The sequence below is a fragment of the Pseudomonas sp. Con_6 genome (assembly GCF_059379395.1).
In genome coordinates, this window is sequence record NZ_CM182011.1 from 493,940 (window position 1) to 515,177 (window position 21,238).

At 64.0% G+C, this 21,238-nt stretch carries 15 protein-coding genes; 2 read left to right on the forward strand and 13 right to left on the reverse strand.

The features are described from left to right. Nucleotides 1-2 precede the first annotated feature (2 nt). The 3 genes from AC5QPF_RS02275 to AC5QPF_RS02285 are packed head-to-tail and all read right to left on the reverse strand — an operon-like array spanning nucleotide 3 to nucleotide 1,745. On the reverse strand, nucleotides 3-269 hold the full coding sequence (locus tag AC5QPF_RS02275) for a phosphopantetheine-binding protein (protein WP_330073580.1): 267 nt from the start codon (nucleotides 267-269) through the stop codon (nucleotides 3-5). Continuing rightward, on the reverse strand, nucleotides 244-1,056 hold the full coding sequence (locus AC5QPF_RS02280; protein WP_494961839.1) for a 1-acyl-sn-glycerol-3-phosphate acyltransferase: 813 nt from the start codon (nucleotides 1,054-1,056) through the stop codon (nucleotides 244-246). Before AC5QPF_RS02280 ends, AC5QPF_RS02275 begins: the two co-directional genes overlap by 26 nt. After that, on the reverse strand, nucleotides 1,032-1,745 hold the full coding sequence (locus AC5QPF_RS02285) for a beta-ketoacyl synthase chain length factor (RefSeq protein WP_494961840.1): 714 nt from the start codon (nucleotides 1,743-1,745) through the stop codon (nucleotides 1,032-1,034). The genes AC5QPF_RS02280 and AC5QPF_RS02285 overlap by 25 nt, the downstream gene beginning before the upstream one ends. 314 nt (nucleotides 1,746-2,059) lie before the next feature. Here AC5QPF_RS02285 and AC5QPF_RS02290 point away from each other — a divergent pair, with 314 nt between their 5' ends. Continuing rightward, nucleotides 2,060-2,833 (forward strand): AAA family ATPase, encoded by a 774-nt coding sequence (locus tag AC5QPF_RS02290; RefSeq protein WP_494961841.1) that lies wholly within the window; start codon nucleotides 2,060-2,062, stop codon nucleotides 2,831-2,833. Here the strand turns inward: AC5QPF_RS02290 and trxC are convergent. From trxC to betI, 7 genes are all read right to left on the reverse strand, one after another. Beyond that, nucleotides 2,830-3,264: a thioredoxin TrxC gene (gene trxC / locus AC5QPF_RS02295; RefSeq protein WP_494961842.1), complete on the reverse strand. Its 435-nt coding sequence runs from the start codon at nucleotides 3,262-3,264 to the stop codon at nucleotides 2,830-2,832. The genes AC5QPF_RS02290 and trxC overlap by 4 nt on opposite strands. Before the next feature lie 169 nt (nucleotides 3,265-3,433). Beyond that, on the reverse strand, nucleotides 3,434-4,894 hold the full coding sequence (selO, locus tag AC5QPF_RS02300; RefSeq protein ID WP_494961843.1) for a protein adenylyltransferase SelO: 1,461 nt from the start codon (nucleotides 4,892-4,894) through the stop codon (nucleotides 3,434-3,436). After that, nucleotides 4,891-8,202: a mechanosensitive channel MscK gene (gene mscK, locus AC5QPF_RS02305; RefSeq protein WP_494961844.1), complete on the reverse strand. Its 3,312-nt coding sequence runs from the start codon at nucleotides 8,200-8,202 to the stop codon at nucleotides 4,891-4,893. The genes selO and mscK overlap by 4 nt, the downstream gene beginning before the upstream one ends. 53 nt (nucleotides 8,203-8,255) lie before the next feature. Further along, nucleotides 8,256-9,998, reverse strand: coding sequence for a potassium/proton antiporter (locus tag AC5QPF_RS02310; protein ID WP_494961845.1), 1,743 nt, complete (start codon nucleotides 9,996-9,998; stop codon nucleotides 8,256-8,258). A gap of 321 nt (nucleotides 9,999-10,319) precedes the next feature. Next, on the reverse strand, nucleotides 10,320-12,020 hold the full coding sequence (gene betA / locus AC5QPF_RS02315; RefSeq protein ID WP_494961846.1) for a choline dehydrogenase: 1,701 nt from the start codon (nucleotides 12,018-12,020) through the stop codon (nucleotides 10,320-10,322). Nucleotides 12,021-12,103: 83 nt separating this feature from the next. Continuing rightward, a complete protein-coding gene (gene betB / locus AC5QPF_RS02320; RefSeq protein ID WP_494961847.1) occupies nucleotides 12,104-13,576 on the reverse strand; it encodes a betaine-aldehyde dehydrogenase in 1,473 nt (490 codons plus the stop codon). A gap of 28 nt (nucleotides 13,577-13,604) precedes the next feature. Beyond that, a complete protein-coding gene (betI, locus tag AC5QPF_RS02325) occupies nucleotides 13,605-14,270 on the reverse strand; it encodes a transcriptional regulator BetI (RefSeq protein ID WP_494961848.1) in 666 nt (221 codons plus the stop codon). Between the two features lie 484 nt (nucleotides 14,271-14,754). Between betI and AC5QPF_RS02330 the strand changes: the two genes are divergently transcribed. Next, nucleotides 14,755-16,701, forward strand: a complete 1,947-nt coding sequence (locus AC5QPF_RS02330; RefSeq protein ID WP_494964113.1) for a BCCT family transporter — start codon at nucleotides 14,755-14,757, stop codon at nucleotides 16,699-16,701. A 747-nt stretch (nucleotides 16,702-17,448) separates the two neighbouring features. Here AC5QPF_RS02330 and AC5QPF_RS02335 read toward each other — a convergent pair. The 3 genes from AC5QPF_RS02335 to choW form a co-directional block, all read right to left on the reverse strand. Next, nucleotides 17,449-19,008, reverse strand: coding sequence for a diguanylate cyclase (locus tag AC5QPF_RS02335; protein ID WP_494961849.1), 1,560 nt, complete (start codon nucleotides 19,006-19,008; stop codon nucleotides 17,449-17,451). Between the two features lie 172 nt (nucleotides 19,009-19,180). Then, nucleotides 19,181-20,356 (reverse strand): choline ABC transporter ATP-binding protein, encoded by a 1,176-nt coding sequence (gene choV, locus AC5QPF_RS02340; protein WP_494961850.1) that lies wholly within the window; start codon nucleotides 20,354-20,356, stop codon nucleotides 19,181-19,183. Continuing rightward, on the reverse strand, nucleotides 20,353-21,201 hold the full coding sequence (gene choW, locus AC5QPF_RS02345) for a choline ABC transporter permease subunit (RefSeq protein ID WP_170946366.1): 849 nt from the start codon (nucleotides 21,199-21,201) through the stop codon (nucleotides 20,353-20,355). The genes choV and choW overlap by 4 nt, the downstream gene beginning before the upstream one ends. Nucleotides 21,202-21,238 lie beyond the last annotated feature (37 nt).

Here is a 21,238-nt window from a genome sequence, read left to right on the forward strand (position 1 = left end):
TCTCAGGCGGCCTGTTTGGCGGTGACGAAAGCGGCCAGGCTGGCCACGTTGGCGAAATGCGAGCGGGTGTCCTTGGCATCGGCGTCGATCTTGATGCCGTAGCGTTTCTGGATCGCCAGGCCGAGTTCCAGTGCGTCCACCGAGTCCAGGCCAAGGCCTTCGCCGAACAGGGTCTGCTCGTCGCCAATGTCGTCCGCGCTGATGTCTTCCAGGCCCAGGGCCTCGATGATCAGGTCCTTGATGTCATGGTTGAGTTGGGGATTGCTCATCTTCTGCGAGCTCCTTGATGAAATGTTGATGCAAGTGGTCGTTGAGTTTGCGCGAGGCCTGTGGGGCCGGGCCCTGGCTGGAGAAGGCCTGTGGATCGATGTCGCTGCCGACCCGCAGGCTGAAGTGCACGCGGCGGTCCGGGATGCGGTACCAGGGTTCGCATTTGGTCAGGGTGGTGGGGCTGACCTTGATGGTCACCGGAGTGATCACCCGTGCGCCACGCAGGGCGATGGCCGCCGCGCCGCGGTGAAAGGCGGGAGGCTTGCCGGGCTCGGTGCGAGTGCCTTCGGGGAAGATCACCAGGGTCTGGCCGTCTTGCAGGGCTTGGACGGCCGTGTCGAGCATGTCCATGCTGCCGTCGTTGCTGATGTACTGCGCCGAACTCACCGGCCCGCGGGTGAACGGATTGGCGAACAGGCTCTGCTTGACCACGCAGTTGCTCTTGCGCACCAGGCCGATGAGGAATACCACGTCGATCAGCGACGGGTGGTTGGCGATGATCATCTGGCCGGGACGGCCGAGGCGCTCGGCGCCTTCGACTTCATAGGTGAGCACGCCACAGGCGGCCATGAAGCGGATGAAACGCCAGAACAGCCAGCTGATGGTGTGCCGCGCGCGTTCGCGGTGGCGCAGGCGGTCGCCCGGCAGGCACGCGAGCAGCGGGAAGACCAGCAAGCGCAGGCACAGCCCGCCGAGCCCGAACAGCAGGAAGCTCAGGGCGGTGGCCAGCAGACGCCAGTGCCAGGCGTCGCGCGGGCGGCTCAGGCCTTGCGTTGCCAGTTCCATGTGCGGTCCTTCAGGCTGTGGGTGCAGGTCGTGCGGTCTTCGAGCAGGCAGCGCAGCCAGCTCAGGGCGTGAGGTTCGAGGGCGGGGCTGGCCTTGTCTCCATCCAGGGACAGGCTCCAGTCTTCGCCGGGGGTCAGCAGCAGACCAAGGGCATAGTCGAAAGGAACATCAGTGATCCACGGGCGGTAGGCCTCGGGCGGCTGTTCCTCGGCGACGATCAGCAACACAGCAGGCGCGCCGTCATGCAGCAGGCCGGCGGCTTCCACCACGCCCTGCTCGAAACCGTCACCCTCGGCGGCGATCGCAGTCATTTCGCTGGTTTCGCCGCGCAGGATCGACCACAGGCCAATCACTGCGTTGTGCACGGAGAGGCTGAACTGGGTGGGCGAGAGCGGCTCGCCGTTGCTCAGGTCGCTGAGGATCTCGAAGGTGCGCGGGGTTTCGCCATGGCGGGAGACGAACACCAGCGGCAGGTGCTCCAGGCCTTCGGCCAGTGGCCAGCCCACGGCAAACGCCATGCGCGCCAGGCGGCTCAAGCGGCGGCGCTGCATGGCAGGCAGGAACGCCACGTCCGGCGCTGCGTCCGCGCTGTCGGTCGGGGGCTCGCCACGGCTCCACTGCTGCCAGTGCGCAGTCGTCGAGCGTCCGGGCGCCCAGGCGCGCCATTGGCTGATATTGAATGTAATCAAGGTGTGTACTCGCCCTGAGGGACTTCCATGCCGAGGGGGACTCGGAGCAACGGCCTGCAGGGCGAAATCGCCGAGTGCCGGGCATTATCCCGGTGCAAGGGGCCTCAAGCAAACAATGTATTGCTATTGATTACGAAGCTGACTGAGTGAACAGACATCCAAACGCAGCGGCCATTTCGCCCGGGCGCTTTTTCCCGACAAGCGGCCCGCACCTGTTGTCGGTCGCTTTGGCGATCTCTTGAGCCTTTCTGTGCTGGTCAATCCCGCGAGCTCAACACATACTCGGTCATTCTTTGAAACACGGAGGTCTTTCCATGCGGCGCGTGGTGTTCAATCAGAAGGGTGGCGTCGGCAAGTCCAGCATCGCCTGCAATCTTGCGGCGGTGAGTGCCAGTGAAGGCTATCGGACCCTGCTGATCGACCTGGATGCCCAGGCCAACTCCACCCAATACCTCACCGGGCTGACCGGCGAGGACATTCCCATGGGGATTGCCGACTTCTTCAAGCAGACCCTGTCGTCGGGGCCGTTCGCCAAGAAGAACAAGGTGGATATCTACGAGTCCCCGTTCGACAACCTGCACGTGGTCACCGCCACGCCGGAGCTGGCTGACCTGCAGCCAAAGCTCGAGGCCAAGCACAAGATCAACAAGCTGCGCAGATTGCTCGACGAGCTGGACGAGGATTACGAGCGAATCTACCTGGATACGCCACCGGCCTTGAACTTCTACGCGGTTTCCGCGTTGATCGCCGCCGATCGTGTGCTGATCCCTTTCGATTGCGACAGCTTCTCGCGCCAGGCGCTGTATGGCTTGCTGTCGGAGCTCGAAGAGCTGAAGGAAGACCACAACGAAGCCCTGCAGGTCGAAGGGATCGTGGTCAACCAGTTCCAGCCGCGCGCCAGCCTGCCGCAGCAGATGCTCGACGAGCTGCTGGCCGAGGGGTTGCCGGTGTTGCCGGTGTACCTCAACAGCTCGGTGAAGATGCGCGAGTCACATGAGGCCAACCTGCCGCTGATCCACCTGGAACCGCGGCACAAGTTGACCCAGCAGTTTGTCGAGCTGCATTCCCTTCTGGAAGAAAACGCCTAGATGCCCTGAGTGCGCAGCCACTCCAGCAACTGCTGGAGTGGGAATGCGCCGCTCTGGCGTGCGACTTCCTGGCCGTTCTTGAACAGGATCAGGCTGGGAATCGAGCGGATGCCCAATTGGCCAGCCAGTTCGCGGTTGGCTTCACTGTCCAGTTTCGCCAGCCGGCAGCGTCCGGCCAGTTGCCGTGCGGCTTGTTCGAAGACCGGCGCGAAGGATTTGCATGGCCCGCACCAGTCGGCCCAGACGTCGATCAGCAGGGGCAGGTCGCCCTTGATCTGGCTGCTGTAGTCGGTCTGTTTCAGTTCGAAGGGACTGGTCAGCAGGACCGGGCTCTTGCAGCGGCCGCATTTCGGGTCGTCGCCGAGGCGGTCGGCGGGGAGGCGGTTGAGACCGTTGCAGTGGGGGCAAGGGATCAGGAGGGGGTCGGTCATGGGATCGGGTCCGGGAAGCGGGTTGTTGCTGGGTATGTGGCGGTGAATCCGGGGTTTTCAAGGTGGTCTTCCGGGCCTCATCGCGGGTACTTCATATGCCTTGGGATCGCCGCGATCCTTGTGGGAGCGGGCGTTGCCCGCGATGAGGCCCGAAAGAGCACCCGAGAACTCATGAAGAACAACTGATCTCCAGATGCTTCCCCCACTCCGGCGGCCGCTCGGCGTACGCCTCCATCCCCACCTGCTCCTCGAATGGCCGGCGCAGCACTTCATGCAGCCGCCGTACTTCGCTGAAATCCCCACCCTGCGCCGCCTCGATGGCCCGTTGCGCCAGGTAGTTGCGCAGCACGTACAGCGGGTTCACCCCATGCATCCGCTCCCGCCGGCCTTCGGCATTGCCCGGCTCACGCTGCACCCGCGCCAGATAGTCCTGCGACCAGCGATCAAACCCGGCCAGGTCGATGAAATCATCCCGCACCACCCGCAACGCCTCTTCCACCGCCCGGTCCCCGAGCTTGCGGAAGAACAGGCTGTAATCCACTGCCCCCGGCTGCATCAGGCTCAGCAGGCGCTGGATCAGTTCCTTGTCGCCATCCTCCGCCGTGGTCAGCCCCAGTCGCCGACGCATCAGGTCGAGGTAGTGCGCCTCGTACAGCGGCAGGAACATCCCCAGCGCTTCCTGCAGCGCTTCGACACTGATGAACGGTGTCAGCGCCTGGGCCAGCGCGCTGAGGTTCCAGTGGGCGATCGGTACCTGGTTGCTGTAGCTGTAGCGTCCCTGGTCATCGGAGTGATTGCAGATGAACCCGGCATCGAAATCATCGAGGAAGGCATAGGGCCCGAAATCGAAGGTGATGCCCAGGATCGACATGTTGTCGGTGTTCATCACCCCATGGCAGAAACCATAGGCCTGCCATTTGCCGATCAGTTCGGCGTTGCGCTCGACGATGGTGCGGAACATCGCCAGGTACGGCTCGTCCGCTGCGCGGCAGTCGGGGTAGTGCAGGTCCAGCACATGGTCGACCAGCAGGCGCTGCTGCTCCGGCTGGCGGGTGTAGTAGAAATACTCGAAATGCCCGAAACGGATATGGCTCGGCGCCAGGCGCAGCAGCATCGCCGCGGTTTCGCGGGTTTCGCGCCACACCGGCGTGCTCGAGCCGATCACGCACAGCGCCCGGCTGCTGGGAATGCCCAGGGCATGCAGGGCTTCGGAGGCGAGGAACTCGCGGATCGACGAGCGCAGCACCGCGCGGCCATCGCCCATGCGCGAGTAGGGCGTCTGGCCGGCGCCCTTGAGGTGCAGATCCCAGGACTGGCCGGCATCGTTGCGTACTTCGCCCAGCAGCAGTCCACGCCCGTCGCCCAGGCGCGGATTGTACGAGCCGAACTGGTGCCCGGAATAGACCATCGCTCGCGGCTCGGCCTCGGCCCAGAGCTTGTGTCCGCTGAACACCTCGGCGAACAGCGGCGAATGGGCCTCGGTAGGCTCCAGGTCGAGCAGGGCCATGGCTTCTTTGCTGGCGACCACCAGCACCGGATCATCGATCGGTTCCGGCAGTACCTCGGTGGAGAACGCATCGCCCAGGCGGGCGAAGCGATTGTCGAAGGTCAGTTCGTCGAGGGCTTTCACGCGGTGGCTCCTGGCGTCTGCGGCCCGGTAGTGGGCTCCATCGGAATCAGCTGTTTCCTGGTGCCTGCGGTATCCATCAGGAATACCTCCACCTGGCGCACGGAAATCTTGATGTTGTGCGCCTTGAACTCGCGGTTGATGTAGCGGTTCAGTTCATCCAGCGTCGGGTTGCGGTCGCCGAGGTCGCGCACGTGCATGCGCAGCTCGTGGTCCAGCGAGCTTTCGCCGAAGTTGAGGAAGTACACGATAGGCTCCGGATCCTTGAGCACCCGCGGGTTTTCCCGGGCGCCCTTGAGCAGCAGCTCGCGCACCAGGTCGAGGTCCGAGCCGTAGTCGATGCCGAGCTTGAGGGTGACCCGGGTGACCGTGTCAGTCAGCGACCAGTTGATCAGCTGGCCGGTGATGAAGGTCTTGTTGGGGACGATGATGTCCTTGCGGTCGAAGTCGGTGATGGTGGTGGCGCGGATGCGGATCTTGCTCACCGTGCCGGACAGGTTGCCGATGGTGATGGTGTCGCCGATCCGCACCGGCCGCTCGAACAGGATCATGATGCCGGAGATGAAGTTGGCGAAGATCTCCTGCATGCCGAAGCCCAGGCCCACCGACAGCGCGGCCACCAGCCATTGCAACTTGTCCCAGCTGACGCCGAGGGTCGACAGGGTGGAGACGAAGCCAACGCCGACGATGACGTACGACAGCAGTGTGGTGGTGGCGTAGGCGCTGCCCTGGGCCAGGTCCAGCTTGGACAGCACCAGCACCTCCAGCAGGCCGGGCAGGTTGCGCGCCAGGGCCAGGGTGATGCCGACGATGACCAGGGCGCCGAGGAGGTCGCCAAGGCTGATCGGCACCATGCTCGCCGCGGCGCCGGTGCCGCTGGTGTACTCGTAGAGGGTGAAGTTGTTCAGGTAGGCAAAGACCGTGATCAGATCGGCCCAGACGAAGTACAGCCCGGCCATGAACGCGCCGAGCAGGGCCAGGCGGATCAGGCGTAGCGACTGCTGGTTGACCTGTTCGATGTCCAGGGTCGGTTCTTCTACCGGCACTTCGCCGTCGAGGCCCTCCTTGGCTTGCTGGCGCTTGGCCAGGGCCCGCTGGTAGGCCAGGCGCCGCGCGGCCACGGCCAGGCCGCGGACGAAAGTGGCTTCGATCACCAGCCAGAACATCAGCAGGTACAGGGTGTAGATCAGCCGGTCGCTGAGCTTCAGCGCGGTGTAGTAGTAGCCGAAGCACACCGCGACGAACAGGGCGATGGGCAGGGCGGTGAAGGCCACGCCCACGGCCTTGCGGAACAGCGAGGTGTTGCGGTGGGTCGGGCTGCTCAGCAGCAGGCGGCTGAGCAGCCAGGCCATCAGGGCGTAGCAGGTCAGTACCACGCCGATGCCCAGTACGTCATCGGCCAGCGCCGACGGCTGGTGCTCGGCCACCGCGACCACACCGACCAGGGCCAGTACCACCGCGCCAAGGCGGCGGATCCAGCGGCGAAGGAATTCCACCTGGGGCTTCTGCCAGCGGAAATGCAGCTCGGCCACGCCGCCCGGGGCGAGGATTCGATAAGCGGTGTAGAACACCAGCCAGGCCTGGGCGATCTGCCACAGCGCCGCGCCGAGGTTGGCGTTCTGCCCGCGGGCGTCGATCTGCAGGGCGTAGCTGCACAAGGCGAGGAACAGGCTCAGGGGCAGGGCCAGGAGGATGTTGATCAGGATCGCCTGGGGCGTGTGCCACTGGCTGTCGCGCTTGAAGTGACCGATATCGCTGTGCACCTTGCTCAGCCGCGCATACAGGTATTTGCGCCGCCACAGCAGGGCGCCGATCACCAGCAGCAGTGGCAGGAACAGCAGCGGTCGCTCCAGCAGGCCATCGGCCAGCTCGCTGATGCCGGCGCCCCACGGCAGGCTGTCCATCTGTTTCTGGAAGCGCTCGGGCACATAGCGCAGCCATTCAAGGTCCAGCGGCTTGTTGCTGGGGATCCAGAACATCTGCTCGTCGAGGGTCGCACGCAGGTTCTGCGCAGTGCTCAGCAACTGCTTCTGGTTCAGTTGCAGGGTGATGGATTCGTTGAGCAGCGCGCTCAGCTCGCGGTTCAGGCGCTCCAGCAGGTCGGAGCGGGTAATCGCCACTTCCAGCAGGGCCTTGCGCAGGGCCGGGGTGGCTTCTTCGGCGGGCTGGTCGGCGAGGAGCTTGTCGACGTACTGGGTCGGGCTGGCGATCAGCTCGCGCTGCTGGTTGACCTCGAACTGGTACAGGCGGATGTCGGCGATCTGGTCGGCCAGGTCGCGGTCCAGTTTGAGGTGCGGCAGGGCCTGCTTCTGCTTGTAGAGGATCTTGGACAGCAGCAGGCTGCCCTTGAGCACGTTGATCTGCTCGTCCAGCGCCTGGTCGGCCTGGTTCAGGCTGTCCAGTTGCTGCTTGGCCTTGAGGTTCTGCTGGGTCACCTCGTTGAGGCGGTCGGTGCTGCGCAGCAGGTAGTCGGAGAGCTTGAGGTTGGCCGCGCTTTCGGTGGCCAGCACGGTGCCGCCGCCGGCCTTCTGCGCTTCGATGGATTGTTGGGTGACGGTCTGTTGCGACTGGGCCAGGCGCTTCTCGTTGATCAGCGTCTGCAGGTCCTGGATTTCCTGCTCCATGCGCGCGACGCGCTCGATCAGCAGGTCGTGCTGGGTGCTACCGAGGTCTTGCAGCAGGCTGTTGCCGGCCAGTTCCTGGCGGCGCAGCAGGGTCAGGGCATTGAGCGAGGCCAGCTCGGCGTTGAGCTGGTTGCGCTGGTCGGCAGACAGCGTCTTGCCGTTGTCCTTGCCGGTCTTGAGCAGGCTGTTGATCTGCTGGGTGCGGGTCTGGTTGTTGCTGATCTCGGCCTGGGCGCGTTCGGGACGGGTCTGCGCATTGATGGTCAGGCTGTTGGCCTCGGACAGGGCTTTTTGCAGTTCACCCTGTTCATTGGTGCGATCGGACAGTACCTGTTCCAGTTGCGGCACGCTCATCGTGGCGTAGCGCTGCGGCACCGGCGTCGGCTTGGTGGCCAGCAGGCGCGCCAGTTCGCGCTGGTTCTCGCTGGTCTGTTTGGGAGCGTCGAGCAACTGCTGCTTGAGCGCGCCCAGGCGTTTTTCGTAGTCAGCCTTGTTGGCCAGGAACGCCAGGGTCTGCTCCAGCACTTGCTGCAGCGCCTTCTGGTCGGCCTCGGGCAGCTTGCGCTCGGCGATCTTGTCGAGACTCTGCTGGACGCTCTCGGTGGTAGGGGGCTCCGCCGCGAAGGCGGTAGACAGGGACAGGCACAGCCCGATCAGGGCTGCGCCGACAAGCGTGCGCAGGGACATAGGCAGAAAATTCGTACAGTCGAACTGGAAAAGGCAGTGTAAAGGAGCCGCTTTTACAGGAACAGGCCGGGGCCCGGGCGGCTGCCTTCGGGGAATCTGATCCCCACCTTCTGGATCTTGTTCCCGTCCATAAGTGCAACAGTCCATGTCGTGTTGTTCCACTCGATCTGGTCGCCGACCACCGGTGCGCCGCCAACTTTCTGCTGGATGAAGCGGGCCAGTGGCATGTGCGGGTCCTGGCCGTCCAGTTGCAGGCCGTAGAGCGCCGCGACAGCGCCCAGTTCGGCATCGCCTTCGAGGACGAAGTCGCCGAAGAAGCGTAGATCAAGGCCGCGTTGCGGAGCCTGGCTGAACAGTTTGCCGAGGGCCGGCAGGTTATGTTCGTGGCCGATGACGCAGAGCAGGTCACCCACTTCGAGGGTGGTACTTCCCGACGGATGGAGCAGTTGCTGGCCGCGGAACAGGGCAGCGATACGGGTGCCCTCGGGCATCTTCAGCTCGCGCAGGGCGGCACCGATGCACCATTTTTCCGCGCCGAGGCGGTAGACGAACAGCTCCCACTCGCTGGTGACGTGGACTTCCAGGGCCGAACGGGAGATCGGCGCCGGGTCCGGCGGTACCGTCACCTTCAGCAGCCGGGCGACCCACGGCAGGCTGGTGCCCTGTACCAGCAGCGAGACCAGCACGATGAAGAACGCCAGGTTGAAGTACAGCTGGGCCTGGGGCAGGCCGGCCATCAGCGGGAACACGGCGAGAATGATCGGCACCGCGCCGCGCAGGCCGACCCAGGAAATGAAGGCTTTCTCGCGGCCATGGAAGGCCTTGAACGGCAGCAGGCCGGCGATCACCGACAGCGGCCGGGCGACGAGAATCATCCACAGCGCCAGGGCCAGGGCGGGCAGGGCGATCGGCAGCAGGTCGTGGGGCGTGACCAGCAGGCCGAGGACCAGGAACATGCCGATCTGGGCCAGCCAGGCCATGCCGTCGAGCATGTGCAGGATGCCGTGGCGGCTGCGGATCGGGCGGTTGCCCAGGACCAGGCCGAACAGGTACACGGCGAGGAAGCCGCTGCCGTGCAGGGCGTTGGTCAGGGCGAAGATCACCAGGCCGCCGGCGATCACCAGGATCGGGTACAGGCCGCCGGCCAGATGGATGCGGTTGACCAGTTGCAGCATCAGCCAGCCGCCACCCAGGCCCAATACGCCGCCGATGCCGAACTCGCGCACCAGGTGCATGAGCAGGCTCCAGTGCAGGCCGGTCTGGCCGGTGGCGATCATGTCGATCAGGGTGACGGTGAGGAATACGGCCATCGGGTCGTTGCTGCCGGATTCGATTTCCAGGCTGGCGGTGACCCGCTCGTTGAGGCCCTTGCCGCCGAGCAGCGAGAACACCGCGGCGGCATCGGTGGAGCCGACGATGGCGCCGATCAGCAGGCCCTGCATCAGGTTCAGGTCGAACAGCCAGGCGGCGGCCATGCCGGTGAGGCCGGTGGTGATCAGTACGCCGACCGTTGCCAGCGACAGCGCCGGCCACAGGGCCACGCGGAAACTCGCGACCCGCGTGCGCAGGCCGCCGTCGAGCAGGATCACGGCGAGGGCGAGGTTACCGACCAGGTAGGCCACGGGATAGTTGTTGAAAATGATGCCGCCACCATCGACCCCGGCGACCATGCCGACCGCGAGGATGATGACGAGAATGGGGATGCCCAGGCGCGACGACAGCGAGCTGACCAGGATACTTGCCCCCACCAGCAATGAGCCGATGAGGAACAGGCTGTTGATGGTGCTCGCATCCAAAGGCAGTACTCCGGGAACATCGCGGGAAGAAGCGGACCTCGTTGATAAGCAGGTCGCGTGCCAACCGATTCTAACCTGATGAATTGGCGGGCTGTAAAGCGTTTCCGCAGATGTAGAAAAGACACCTGGGACAGGTGCCTTTTTCTGTGTTGCCTGTGCTGGCCTCATCGCGGACAACGCCCGCTCCATGGTGGCAGGGCATGATGGCCCTATCGCTGGCAAGCCAGCTCCCACAGATATCGCGCCGGTCTCGAGGACAGCGGTGAACCTGTGGGAGCGGGCGTTGCCCGCGATGAGGCCGGTACAGGCCCCATCAATGCATCAGGCCTGCTTCACTTCGCGCATCGCCTTGCCCTTCACCGGCGCACCATTGGCCACGTAGTACTTGGCAGTGCTGCGCGCCAGCGGCTTGCGGCCACGGATCTTGTCGGCGATTTTCTCGGCGATCATGATCGTGGTGGCGTTCAGGTTGCCGGTGATGATGATCGGCATGATCGAAGCATCCACCACGCGCAGGCCTTCCATGCCGTGCACACGGCCCTGGCCATCGACCACCGCCATGTCGTCTTCGCCCATCTTGCACGAGCAGGAGGGGTGGAACGCGGTCTCGGCGTGTTCGCGGATGAATTTGTCCAGCTCTTCGTCGGTCTGCACGTGCTCACCCGGGCTGATCTCGCGGCCACGGTAGGCGTCCAGCGCTGGCTGGGCCATGATTTCGCGGGTCAGGCGGATGCCGTCGCGGAATTCCTGCCAGTCCTGCTCGGTAGCCATGTAGTTGAACAGGATGCTCGGGTGCTGGCGTGGATCGCGGGACTTCAGCTTGATCCGGCCACGGCTCGGCGAACGCATCGAACCCATGTGCGCCTGGAAGCCGTGTTCCTTCACACCATTGGAGCCGTTGTAGTTAATCGCTACCGGCAGGAAGTGGTACTGGATGTTCGGCCACTCGAACTCGGGACGGGTACGGATGAAACCACCAGCTTCGAACTGGTTGCTGGCGCCGATGCCGGTGCCGTTGAACAGCCATTCGGCGCCGATGGCCGGCTGGTTCCACCACAGCAGCGACGGATACAGCGACACCGGCTGGGTGCAGGCGTACTGCAGGTACAGCTCGAGGTGGTCCTGCAGGTTCTCGCCGACGCCCGGGAGTTCGTGGACCACCGGAATGTTCAGGCTGTCCAGCAGTTCGCGGGAGCCGACGCCGGAACGTTGCAGCAGTTGCGGCGAGGCGATGGCGCCGCTGCAGACGATGACTTCCTTGCGCGCACGGGCTTCCACGCGCTCTTCGCTGGAGCCGACCAGGTAGGTCACGCCAACGGCACGCTTGCCTTCGAACAGCACGCGGTCGGTGAGGGCGTGGGTGACGATGGTCAGGGTCGAACGCTTCTTGGCGGTGTCCAGGTAGCCGCGGGCGGTGCTGGAGCGACGGCCGTTCTTGGTCACGCTGCGGTCCATCGGACCGAAGCCTTCCTGCTGGTAGCCGTTGAGGTCTTCGGTGCGCGGGTAACCGGCCTGCACGCCGGCTTCGACCATGGCGTGGAACAGCGGGTTGTTACCGGCCTTGGGCGTCGCCACGCTGACCGGACCATCGCCGCCGTGGTAGTCGTTCGGGCCGATGTCCCTGGTCTCCGCCTTCCTGAAATAGGGCAGGCAGTCCAGGTAGGTCCAGTCTTCCAGGCCTGGCAGCTTGGCCCAGCCATCGAAGTCCATGGCGTTGCCACGGATGTAGCACATGCCGTTGATCAGCGAGGAACCGCCCAGGCCCTTGCCGCGACCGCATTCCATGCGGCGGCCGTCCATGTGCGGCTCCGGATCGGTCTCGTAGGCCCAGTTGTAGCGGCGGCCTTGCAGGGGGAAGGCCAGCGCGGCCGGCATCTGGGTGCGGAAGTCGGCGCGGTAGTCCGGGCCGCCGGCTTCCAGCAGCAGGACGGTGACGCCTTCGTCTTCGGTCAGGCGGGTGGCCAGGGTGTTACCGGCCGAGCCGGCACCGACGATGATGTAGTCGAAAATATGGGAGGACATGTTCTGTTCCCTCTTGGGCAAGCGGGTGGGAAAGCGGGGAGGCGCCCGGTCGGCAGGGACCGGGCGCGGCTACAGGACGCGGCTTAGAAGACCGAGTTGTAGTTGCCCAGCTCGACCTGGACCGACTTGATGCGGGTGTACTGGGCCAGCGAGCTGACGCCGTTCTCGCGGCCGACACCGGATTGCTTGTAGCCACCGACCGGCATTTCCGCCGGCGACTCGCCCCAGGCGTTGATCCAGCAGATACCGGCTTCCAGCTTGTGGATGATGCGGTGGGCGCGGCTGATGTCGTTGGTGCAGACGCCGGCGGCCAGGCCGTATTCGGTGTCGTTGGCACGACGGATGACTTCTTCCTCGGTCTCGTAGGAGAGGATGCTCATCACCGGGCCGAAGATCTCTTCCTTGACGATGGTCATGTCGTCGCGGCAGTCGGTGAACACGGTTGGCGCGACGAAGGCGCCCTTGGCGAATTCACCCTCGGTCAGACGCTCGCCGCCGCACAGGACGCGGGCACCTTCTTCCTTGCCCTTGGCGATGTACGACAGGACGTTTTCCATGTGCGGGAAGCTGACCAGCGGACCGAAGTTGGTGTTCTCGTCTTCCGGGTTGCCAACACGGATGCGGGCGACACGTTCGACGATCTTGGCTTCGAAAGCCGCCTTCATCGACGCAGGAACGAAGACGCGGGTGCCGTTGGTGCAGACCTGGCCGGAGCTGTAGAAGTTGGCCATCATGGCGATGTCGGCGGCCTTGTCCAGGTCGGCGTCCTCGCAGATGATCAGCGGCGACTTGCCGCCCAGTTCCATGGTCACTTCCTTCAGCGAGGAGCTGGAAGCGCTGGCCATGACTTTCTTGCCGGTGGTGGTGCCGCCGGTGAAGGAGACTTTCTCGATGCGCGGGTGCTCGGTCAGCCAGGTGCCGACTTCGCGGCCGCTGCCGGTCAGGACGTTGAACACGCCATCCGGCAGGCCGGCTTCGGTGTAGATCTCGGCCAGTTTCAGGGTGGTCAGCGAGGTGACTTCCGACGGCTTGAAGATCATCGCGTTGCCGGCGGCCAGGGCCGGAGCGGATTTCCACAGTGCGATCTGGATCGGGTAGTTCCACGCGCCGATACCGACGGTGACACCCAGCGGCTCGCGGCGGGTGTAGACGAAGGACGATTCACGCAGCGGAATCTGCTCGCCTTCGATGGCCGGGACCAGGCCGGCGTAGTATTCCAGCACGTCAGCGCCGGTGACGATGTCGACGTAGCGGGTTTCCGAGTACGACTTGCCGGTGTCCAGGGTTTCCAGGGCGGCCAGCTCGTCGTTGCGCTCGCGCAGGATCTCCACGGCGCGGCGCAGGATGCGCGAACGCTGCATGGCGGTCATCGCGGCCCAGACTTTCTGGCCGCGCTCGGCGCTTTCCACGGCGCGCTCGACGTCGGCCTGGGTGGCGCGTTGCACATGGGCGAGGACTTCGCCGTTGGCCGGGTTGATGGCCTCGAAGGTGGCATCGCTGCCAGCGTCGACGTAACCGCCATCAATGTAGAGTTTTTGCGTTTCGAAACGGGCCATAGTGTCCTCGCAAGTGCAATGTGGGTGGCTATCCGGCAGTGGCTCCCGACTTCTTGCGGGTGGCTTTGCGCGGGGTGGCAGAGGCCTGGGTCTGTGTGTCCGGGCTCGTCTGCTTCGCCAGTTGTAGATCCATGTATTCGTAAGCGATTTGTTGCGCCTGGTGGGTATCGAAGGCGTCTCCCGACAGCGCACCGCGCAGCCACAGACCGTCGATGAGGGCTGCCAGGCCGCGGGCTGCGCTGCGTGCTTCGGCAAGCGGCATGGCGCGGCGGAACTGGCAGCACAGGTTGGAATACAGGCGGTGATCGTTGATCCGCTGCAACCTGTGCAAGGACGGCTGGTGCATGCTGGTGGCCCAGAATGCCAACCAGGTTTTCATTGCCGGGCCATTGACCTGGCTGGCGTCGAAGTTGCCTTCGATGATCACCTGCAGGTGGGCGCGCGGGCTGTTGTCCGTGAGTGCCTGGCGACGGGCGGCGACGCCCTCGCTCAATACCGTCATCAAGTACTGCATGGTCGCTGCGATCAGGCCGTTCTTGTCCCGAAAGTAGTGACTGATGATGCCATTCGACACACCGGCCAAACGGGCGATCAGCGCAATGCTGGCGTCCCCCATGCCGACCTGGTCGATAGCCGTCAACGTGGCTTCGATCAACTGCTGGCGGCGAATGGGTTGCATACCGACCTTGGGCATCTTGCAAATCTCCTCAGGCCTGCGAGCAGACGACAAGCGGCTGACTCGGCGAAGGCCAGTCTATTTTGTTTTGATTGAACGTTCAATCAACAAAGAATAAGCTCTGCGACAATTCGTACCCTTGACAGGCCCTGAGGCCCCGTCAGCAGGTCCGGATTGGCACCCCCGAAAGACGTGTAACCCCTTTGTAACAAGGTAGTTGGCGCGCATAGACGCAACGTTGAACAGATCTGCCGAACGGGTTCGTGGCTCGTCGGCAAAACCCTTGAGCCGGGGTTTTCAGCCTGTTTTTCAACGCATTCGATTTGGGATCACGGTTTTTCAAGGTGCTTTTATAACACCTGTGGCGATGGGGCTATTGCACCAATTGCCCGGGTGACCGGTCGCTGTCTCTTTTTCCTACGCACCGCCTTGGAGCATCCGTGCAATGAGTTCTGCCTCTCTGATCAAGACCCCCGCCGAGAGGGTCCGGGTCAACAACGTGGTGTTTTTCACCTCCACGCTGCTGATCCTCTGTTTGACTGCCTTGCTTATCGCTGTTCCGGAAACCGCCGGTCGCGTGCTTGGACAGGCCCAGGCCTGGCTGTCGCGCAGCTTCGGCTGGTACTACATGCTGGTGATCGGCGGCTACCTGCTGTTCGTCATCGCCATCGCCTTCTCCCGCTACGGCTCGCTCAAGCTGGGCGGGAAAGACGACAAGCCGGACTTCAGCTATGGCGCCTGGGCCGGCATGCTGTTCTCCTCAGGTATAGGTATCTCGCTGCTGTACTTCGGGGCTTCCGAGCCGCTGGACCACTACTTCAACCCGCCTGAAGGCGCGCCGGCCAGCCTGGAATCGGCCCGTCACGGCCTGCAGCTGACCTTCCTGCACTGGGGCCTGCACGGCTGGGCGATCTACGCTCTGGTCGGCCTGGCCGTAGCCTACTTCGCCTACCGCCACAACCAGCCGCTGGCCCTGCGTTCGGCGCTGTACCCGCTGGTCGGCGAGCGTTGGGTCAAGGGTGCTGCCGGGCACATGGTGGACATCTTCGGCATGTTCGTGACCCTGCTGGGCCTGGTGACCAACCTCGGTATCGGCTCGATGCAGGTGTCGTCCGGTCTGGAATACCTGTTCGGTATGGAACACAGCAACACCAACCTGCTGATCGTGATCCTGGTGATGAGCACCGTGGCGACCATCGCTGCCGTGTCGGGCGTGGAGAACGGCATTCGCCGCCTCTCCAACCTGAACATCATCCTGTTCAGCGGCCTGCTGCTGTTCGTCCTGCTCAACGGCCCGACCCTGCACCTGCTCAACGGCTTCGTGCAGAACATCGGTGACTACCTGAATGGCGTGATCCTCAAGACCTTCGACCTCTACGTCTACGAGGGCGACGCGGCCAAGTCCGAACGCTGGCTGGGCCTGTGGACCGTGTTCTACTGGGCCTGGTGGATTTCCTGGGGTCCGTTCGTCGGCATGTTCATCGCGCGGATTTCCCGTGGCCGTACCGTCAAGGAGCTGGTGGCCGGCGTGCTGCTGATCCCGCTGGGCTTCACCCTGGCCTGGCTGTCGATCTTCGGCAACACCGCGCTGGACCTGGTGATCAACCAGGGCGCCGTGGAGCTGGGGCGGACAGCCCTGGAACAGCCGTCGATGTCGATCTACCAACTGCTGGAACACTTCCCGGCGGCGAAGATCGTGGTCGGTGTCGCGGTATTCGTCGGCTTCGTGCTGTTCCTCACCCCGGCCGACTCCGGTGCGGTGATGATGGCCAACCTGTCGTGCAAAGGCGGCAACGTCGACGAAGACGCCCCGCACTGGCTGCGTATCCTCTGGTCCGCGATCATTACCCTGGTGACCGTCGGCCTGCTCTTCGCCGGTAACTTCGAGGCGATGCAGACCATGGTGGTACTGGCCGGCCTGCCGTTCTCGGTGGTGCTGGTGGTGTTCATGTTCGGCCTGTACAAGGCGATGAAACAGGACAGCCAGGTCGAGCAGGAGCAGGCCGAGCTGGCTGCCCGTGGTCGTCGCGGTTTCAGCGAGCGCCTGAGCCAGCTGGACCTGCAACCGACCCAGGCGATGGTCCAGCGCTTCATGGACAAGCAGGTCAGCCCGGCGCTGAAGGAAGCCGCCGAGCAACTGCGCAATATGGGCCTGAGCGTGCAGACCCGTGTGGGTGCGGCACGTGAGGCCATGGGCCTGCGCATCGAGATGGAGGAGGGCAACCCGTTCGTCTACGAAGTCAGCCTGGACGGCTACCTGGCCGCACCGAGCGAGGCGCCGGTGGAAGGCGAGAGCGAAGTGCGCCAGCGCTTCTATCGCGCCGAGGTGTACCTGCACAACGGCAGTCAGGAGTACGACCTGATGGGCTTCACCCCGGACCAGATCACCCGGGATGTGCTGGATCAGTTCGAGAGTCACCGCCAGCTTTTGGGTCGGGTTTATAGCTGATCATTGAAATGAAGAAAGGGCCTCGCCGGTGACGACGAGGCCCTTTTTTTGGCTCTTCACGGTATATCGGGAAACTTGGGGTTGAACGTTCGGTGTCGGTGTCGCGAGATTATCCATTGCGGGCGGTGACGCCACCGGCCCCTTCCGCCTTTACGGCGGGTCCATTTTGTTGCGGCAAAATGGACGAAAACCGCCCGCTCCCACAGCCGGCCCTGCGCTTCGCTCCGGGTCCCCTCCTTCCGGCGCCTTGCGTGGGCCCGCGGCCTACGACTTGCTTCGCAAGTCTTCACCTCGCGCTTCGGCTTCGCCGAAGGGTGCTGCGCACCTGCCCCCGCAAGACACCTCCACTCGGCCGGCCGAGGTCGCAATTTGCGGCGTCTGAACCTTCGCGCACCAAGAGCAAAAGCAAGAGCGCGGCGTCTTGTTATGTTGGGCTACCGATGCCGATCTTGTTTTCGAAGATGGGTCTTTCGTGTCGCCACCCGTAACTCGCGACGTCAGGCGCCGGAGGGAGGGGACCCGGAGCGCAGCGCAGGGCCGGATGCAGGAGCAAGCGGTTTTCGTCTATTTTGCCAAGACAAAATAGACCTGCCGTAGAGGCGGAAGGGGCCGATGGCTTCGCCGCCCGCAATGGATAAGCTCGCGATACCGATACCGCCACTAAACCCAAAGCGTCCCGGTATTCCGTGATGAACCTTTTCTTTGGGGCTGCAATGCGCTCCCACAGGGTCTTGTGGTGTTCTTTGGTCAAGTGACTACCCTGTTGCGCCCGGCTTCCTTGGCCCTGTACAGGTTCTTGTCCGCCTGCCTGAGCACCTCCGCCGCACTGCTCGACTCCGGCCCGCGGCAGGCCACACCAATGGAAATGGTGATATGCCCCACCCGCGGAATCTGCAGTGCCGCAATCGCTGCGCGAATCCGCTCGGCGATCACCTGCGCCCCGCCCAGATCGGTATCCGGCAGCAACAACACGAATTCCTCGCCCCCGGCCCGGCAGGCCAGGTCATCTGTCCGTGAATGCTGGTTGAGGATATCCGCCACCTGCTTCAGCGCCACATCCCCGGCATCGTGGCCATAGGTGTCGTTGACCCGTTTGAACCAGTCGATATCCAGGGCCAGTGCGGCGTAGGGCCGCTGCGACTGGTCGAGCAGGTCCAGGGCAGCGTTCATGCCGCGGCGGTTGGCCAGTCCGGTCATCGGGTCGCTCTGGGCTTCTTCGCTGAGTCGGCCGATCTTGCTGTGCAGCAACTGCACACTGGCGATCAGCGCCCGGCGGATCGCTGCCGGTTCCTTGTACCAGGCACGGATGCGGGTCAACTGGTCGACAGTCTGCGGCTGCGACAAGTGGTTGGCACTATCCGCCAATTGTTGCAGCGGCCGGGTGATCCAGCGCGCGCCGATCCACAGCAGCATCAGGCCGAGCACGCTGGCCGGAATCAGGTCGATGAACATTTCCTTCATCAACTGGCCGAGGGTGGCCAGCGCCATGGCCCGCGGCTGCTGCGCCACCACTGCCCATTCAGCGCCGGCCACCGGGGCGTAGCCGGCGAGCATGGGGATGTCCTTGTAGTTGTTCGTTTGCATGCTGCCGCTCTCGCCGGCCAAGGCGGCGTCGACGGTAGCGCTCTTGCCCAGCACTTCGCCGATGCGTTCCTTGTCGGGGTGATGGAGCAGGCGGCGGTGCTTGTCGGCGACGAAGGCGAAGGTGCCGCCCTGGTGAAAATGGTTGGAGATCACAGTGCTCAGGGCGCTGTCCTTGCGGATGTAGACGGCGCCGCCGAGCACGCCGAGAAAGTTGCCGTCGGTGTCGAAGATCGGGTGGGAGATGAACACCATCAGGTTGCCGGTGGTGGACTCGTAGGCATGGCTGACCAGCGGGTGGCGCTCCTTCACGGCCTGGCGTACTTCCTCGGAGCGCAGGGTGGTGCCGAGCAGGCGCGGGTCCTCGGGGTAGGTTTGCAGCACCTTGCCGTCGTCGTCGGTGATGACCACGGCATTGAAGTCCTCGTCCTGGGCTTGCAGGCGCCTGGCTTCGTCACGCAGGCGCAGGTGGTTGTTGAAGTCGGCGGCGAGCAGTTCGGCGCTGTAGCCGAGGTGCGAATGGGCCGAGGTGAGGAAGGCGCCGATGCTGGAGGCGACCTTGGCCGCGTAGGCGTGGTTGGCCTGCAGGGTGGAATTGATCAGGGCGTCGCGCTGCACACCGTAGGCCACCACCAGGCTGTTGGCCAGGGTGGCCAGGGCCGAGAGCAGGGCGAACAGCAGGATCAGCCGGGACAGGTCGAGGGTGGAGGATCGGAACAGTTTCATCGCGCCGTGGTACCGGGTGGTCGTCGGTGCGATTCAGGATAGGCAAGATTCAGGGAACAGGTTTTGTGGGGGGAACGCGGACCCAGTGGGAGCGGGTTCACCCGCGATGACGTCGGTGAATTCACCACCGTAATCGCGGGTAAACCCACAAGTACCGAAGAGGCCCGAAAGGTCAACCGTGGTTCTTGCCCAAGAGCGCGTGATACAGCTCGCTGTCGCCCAGGATCCCCACCACCTTGTTGCCTTCCTGCAACACCAGCTTGTTGCCGGTCTGGTAGCGGATCTGCAGCGCTTCGCGCATACCGATGTTGACGTTGACCAGGGTCGGTTTGCGGCCCAGGTCTTCCACCGCCTGGCCCGGTGCCCAGTTCTGCAGGTCGAGGCCGTTGACGCCCTGGCGCGCGCCCTTGATCACGCCGTCGGCCAGGTCCAGCCAGGAGTCGCCGCTCGGGTCGATGCACACCGATCCGTTGACCCGCTTGCAGTTGTCCAGGGTGCGCATCAGGCTGCGGCCGCACAGCACGTTGAGCGGGTTGGTGTGGGCGACGAACGTACGCACGTAGTCGTCCGCCGGGTTGAGCACGATCTCTTCCGGCTTGCTGTACTGGATGATCTTGCCGTCTTTCATGATCGCGATGCGGCTACCCAGTTTCAGCGCTTCATCAAGGTCGTGGCTGACGAAGACGATGGTCTTGCTCAGCTTGCGTTGCAGCTCCAGCAGCTCGTCCTGCAGGCCCTGGCGGATCAACGGGTCGAGGGCGGAGAAGGGTTCGTCCATCAGCAGGATGTCGGCGTCCATCGCCAGGGCGCGGGCCAGGCCGACACGCTGCTGCATGCCGCCGGACAGCTCGTCCGGCTTCTTGTTGCGCCACTGGGTCAGGCCCACCAGCTCCAGTTTCTCGTCCACCAGCTTGCGCCGCTCCTTCTCGGGGCGGCCCTGCATTTCCAGGCCGAAGCTGATGTTCTCGCGCACTGTCAGCCAAGGCATCAAGGCGAACTTCTGGAACACCATGGCGATGCGCTGGGTGCGCATCATTTTCAGCTCCGCCGGGGTGCAGTGGGCGATGTCGATGTGCGTGCCTTCATGCTCGACGAACAGCTTGCCGCGGCTGACGGTGTTGAGGCCGTTGATGCAGCGCAGCAGGCTCGACTTGCCGGAGCCGGACAGGCCCATCAGCACGCAGATCTCGCCCTTGTTGATATCCAGGTTGGCCTTTTCCACGCCGACCACCAGCCCGGTTTTCTTGAGGATCTGCTCCCGCGACAGGCCCTGGTCTAGCAGGCTGAGGGCCTCCCGCGGTCGATTGGAGAAAATGACGTCTACGTCTTCGAAGCGAATGATGCTCATGCCTCACCCCTTACCTGTACATCGGGTTGTTTGCAGATACGGTCGAGCATGATTGCCAGCAGTACGATCGCCAGCCCGGCCTCGAAGCCCAGGGCGATATCGGCGGTGTTCAATGCGTTGACCACGGGTTTGCCCAGGCCGTCGGCACCCACCAGCGCGGCGATCACCACCATCGACAACGACAGCATGATGCACTGGGTGACACCGGCCGCGATGCTGGGCATCGCATGGGGCAGTTCGATACGGGACAGCAGTTGCCGGCGCGAGCAGCCAAAGGCCTTGCCGGCGTCCAGCAGTTCCTGGGGTACGTCGCAGATGCCCAGGTAGGTGAGGCGGATCGGCGCGGCGATGGCGAACACCACCGTGGAGATCAGCCCGGGTACCACGCCCAGCCCGAACAGGGTCAGGGTCGGGATCAGGTAGACGAAGGTGGGGACCGTCTGCATCAGGTCGAGCACTGGACGCATGGCGGTGTAGAACATCGGCTTGTGCGCGGCGACGATACCCAGCGGCACGCCGATGGCCACGCACACCAGGGTGGCGAACATCACCTGGGCCAGGGTTTCCATGGTTTCCTGCCAGTACCCCAGGTTGAGGATCAGCAGGAACGAGGCGACACAGAACGCGGTCAGCGCCCACTTGCGCTGGATCAGGTGTGCGCCCACCGCGATCAGCCCGATGAGGACGAACGGATTGAACCAGGTCAGGGCCCCGGTCACGCCGTGGATCATCCATTCCAGCGCTGCGGCAAAGGCATCGAAGTAATTGGCGCCGTGTTGGGTCAGCCATTCAACGAAGGCCGCGATGTGCTGGCCCAAGGGTATTTTTTGATCGATCAGCATGATAGCGAGCGTCCACCTGCAAGGATTCGGAAACTCCCCG